The sequence below is a fragment of the Paenibacillus agaridevorans genome (assembly GCF_003112455.1).
GTDB lineage: Bacteria > Bacillota > Bacilli > Paenibacillales > Paenibacillaceae > Pristimantibacillus > Pristimantibacillus agaridevorans.
Map to the genome: position 1 here is coordinate 544,089 of NZ_BDQX01000171.1, position 3,422 is coordinate 547,510.

Genomic DNA, 3,422 nt, shown 5'->3' on the forward strand with positions numbered 1-3,422 from the left:
GGGCGAGAAGGCTTGGCGCGGGGACCGTGCTGATGAAGGCGATGATCGGCAGACTGGGGAGGCTGGCCTGCCATGTGGCCGCCGATAATGTGCCCAGCATGGCGTTATGCTTCCGGATCGGCATGAAAGCCGTGTCCATTCACAAGGGACCGACAGGCAAATCGACGCTCAGGTTCGAAAGGGGAATGCTGCATGACGCAGCCCGTACTGGGCATATTGACACTCTACCTCAATGATGCGGGCTCGCTCGAAGAACGGCGCTATTACGAACGGATGACGACGGAAGGACGGAAACTTGGCTTGCATGTATTTGTCTTCACGCCTCAGGACGTAAGCCTCTCCGGAGACCGAATTCGAGGTTTATTTTATCACCCCGGAACGGGACGGTGGACGAGGCGCTGGACCGGCTTCCCGACTCTCGTCTTCGATCGCTGCCGCATTCAGCATTCGCATCGGTACGACCAACTGTTGAAATTCCGATCGCGCTACGACGGCCTGACCTACTTGAACAAGCCGCTCCGCAACAAGTGGCAAATTCATAACCTGCTGTCGAAGGACAGCCGCTTCGGCGCCTACTTGCCCAAGACACGTTATATCAACTCCGTGAACGATGTCCGGGAAATGCTGCGGTCGCATCCGCTGCTATACTTAAAGCCGATTAACGGAACCGGCGGACGAGGCATTCTCAGGGTCGAACGGTTAAAGGACGGTTCGCTGACCGTGCAAGGCCGCGATAAAAATCGTAGAATCGTGTCTCCCCAGCGCATGAGCAGCGACAAGCTCGGGAGCTATCTCTCCAAATGGAATCTGAAGGAGGTTCGGTACATCGCGCAGCAAGGCCTCCAGCTTAAGCTGCCGAGCGGCTGCGTCCATGATTACCGGCTGCTCGTCCAGAAGGACGGCGAAGGCAAGTGGACCGTGACCGGCTGCGCAGGTCGCATAGGCGCGCCAGGCAGCATTACGGCCAATCTGCATGGCGGAGGTCGCGCGGCGAAGATGGATGGGCTGCTGGAGCAATGGATCACGGACGCTGCCAAGCGAGAGGCCGTAAAACGGGAGGTCGCGGAATTCGGTGTCGGAATCGCCTCCTATCTGGAACTGGTCTGCGGTGCCTTGTGCGAGCTGGCGATCGATCTGGCCATCGACAAGAGCGGGCGTATCTGGCTGATCGAGGTGAACCCGAAGCCAGCGCGGGAGGTATTCTTCCGCGCAGGCGAGACCGAAGTCTATCGGCAAGCCATCGTCAAGCCGCTGGAATACGCCCTCTGGCGGTTCAAGCAAAAGAAACGCAAAACGGCCTCCGCCGCTGCGGCTCGCGAAGCCGGCGATGATGCGGATTCCTCTCCCGTCACCCCGGATCCGCCGCATGTAGACGAATTGCCGTTGCTTCCGGAAAAGCCGGGCAAATCCGCGAAAAAAAAACGCCGTCGCCTTTAGGGCGTGTCTGAATACTCCGAGGGGAGCAGATTTTCAGACACGACCTAGAGTACGAAGCCCGCCAATCCCGATAATCGGGGGTGGCGGGCTGTTCCATGGTCCGGCTATTATTGCGGTTTGATGGCAAGCAGTTCCGGGAAGCTGCCGATGCGTTTGTCGGCGTCCGATAGCTCGGCGGCTTTGCCGTAGATGGCATAGGCGCATCCAACGGTGGTTAAGCCGTTCTTGCTTCCCGCTTCTACGTCAGAAGAACGATCCCCTACCATCCAGATATCCCTTGAGGAAGCAAGCCCATGATCCCGGAGCAGTTTCGCTACCAAATCCACTTTGCTTGCCGTGCCGTATTCGCCCGCGCTGTACAAGCCGTCGAACAAATGCGCGATTCCTTTGTGCTTGGCAATTTCCTTCACGTACGCTTCCAATCCGTTGCTGGCGACGAACAGCTTGCTGCCGCCTGCTTTGAGCGCCTCCAGTGTCTCTTTGACACCGGCGTACAGCCGGCCTTCACCCGCCGCAAGCCCCTCAAGCTCGTACTGAAGCAGAAGTACGTCGGCCCTGGCGCGCGCCTCCTCGCTTGAATCCGGCATCAGCCTTCGCCATATATCCTCAAGCAGCATGCCGAGGCAGGCGAGCAACTCTTCCACCGGCGGCGCTTCTCCCTCGTACAGTCCTTCCTCCCGAAGCGTTTGGAACACGCGGCGATGTACGGAGACGAGCAGCGTATCCGTCTCGAACAGCGTTCCATCCATATCGAAGATTACGGCAACGGGGTTGCCGGAATTATTTTCCGTCAAGCTTTCCACACTCCTTTGTCTATTTATCAGCCTATCATACCGGATACTCCGATCAAACCGCAAGAACACTTAAGGCGTTCCGAGGTTAAACCTGTCGCTTCCGAAGTTGCCCTGAAGGTCTCCCGCTATTGATAAAATAGCCTGTTTATGTCACACTGTTTGGTGGACGGAAGGCCCGGGGCCTTGCCGCCATAGAAGGAAAGGACGTGACGTGACTGTTATGACCAAGTGGCTCTTTAAGGCCATGACCGAGCTCTATTCGCGCAAGTGGATTTCCCGCATGACGGGCACGTTCGCGCAATCGTCCGCCAGCCGAGTCTTTATCCCCCGCTTCGCCAAGCTGTACGGCATAGCCGTGCACGAAGCCGAGAAGGAACTCGGGCAATACCGGACGCTCAATGAGTTTTTCACCCGCCGGCTGAAGCCAGGCTCCCGCGCCATTCATCATGGCGATCGCAGCCTCGTCAGTCCGGTTGATGCTTTAATTACCGGAGCAGGCTCCATTAATCAAGGAACCATGCTAAGCGTCAAGGGACAAGATTACACCATCGAAGAATTGCTGGGCCGCACCCCTCGCGCGGCTAGTTATATGAACGGATATTATTACGTCCTATATTTGAGTCCTACCGATTACCATCGCATTCATTCCCCGATCGAAGGGGACGTCATGGAGCGCGAGCACCTGAAAGGCAAGGTTTATCCCGTCAACGATTTCGGACTAACGGTCATGACGCGAGTGCTTAGCCGCAACGAAAGGCTGGTTACATATATCAAGCACGGTGGCGGAGAAGTTGCCGTCGTAAAGGTAGGCGCCATGAACGTAAGCAGCATTCGATACGTCGAACCTCAGCGTAATCGTCTGGCCAAGGGCGACGAGCTTGCTTACTTCGAATTCGGCTCCACCGTTGTACTCCTGATGGAGGACGGCACCTATTCCCCTGACGGCGCGATTGGCGTAGGCGCCAAAGTCAGGATGGGGCAGCGATTAGGGGATCTGGCCAAAAAGTAAACACTTGTGGATAAAAAAATAAAAGCGAGAGCAGTCAAGGACGATCCCCTTGCCATGCTATCGCTTTTTTTGCTGCTCCAGGGTCAGACAGCTTGCTAGCATCCCGACTTCAGTTCAGTAGAGCGCGCTTCTTGCTTGCGGCTGCCATTGGGCTGCGCGATATCGGCAGCGGGCCGCGGTCC

Annotated in this window: 4 protein-coding genes; 3 read left to right on the forward strand and 1 reads right to left on the reverse strand. The window is 57.0% G+C overall.

Annotation, left to right across the window (positions count from 1 at the left end):
• The coding region (locus PAT3040_RS36400) for an N-acetyltransferase (RefSeq protein WP_507763370.1) at positions 1-236 on the forward strand (236 nt) is incomplete at its 5' end.
• Positions 193-1,437, forward strand: a complete 1,245-nt coding sequence (locus tag PAT3040_RS17315) for a YheC/YheD family endospore coat-associated protein (protein ID WP_108993694.1) — start codon at positions 193-195, stop codon at positions 1,435-1,437. The genes PAT3040_RS36400 and PAT3040_RS17315, both read left to right, overlap by 44 nt.
• Before the next feature lie 107 nt (positions 1,438-1,544).
• Here PAT3040_RS17315 and PAT3040_RS17320 read toward each other — a convergent pair whose 3' ends face one another.
• Positions 1,545-2,231: an HAD family hydrolase gene (locus tag PAT3040_RS17320; protein ID WP_258235014.1), complete on the reverse strand. Its 687-nt coding sequence runs from the start codon at positions 2,229-2,231 to the stop codon at positions 1,545-1,547.
• A 220-nt stretch (positions 2,232-2,451) separates the two neighbouring features.
• Between PAT3040_RS17320 and asd the strand changes: the two genes are divergently transcribed.
• Positions 2,452-3,240, forward strand: a complete 789-nt coding sequence (gene asd, locus PAT3040_RS17325) for an archaetidylserine decarboxylase (RefSeq protein ID WP_087566637.1) — start codon at positions 2,452-2,454, stop codon at positions 3,238-3,240.
• Positions 3,241-3,422 lie beyond the last annotated feature (182 nt).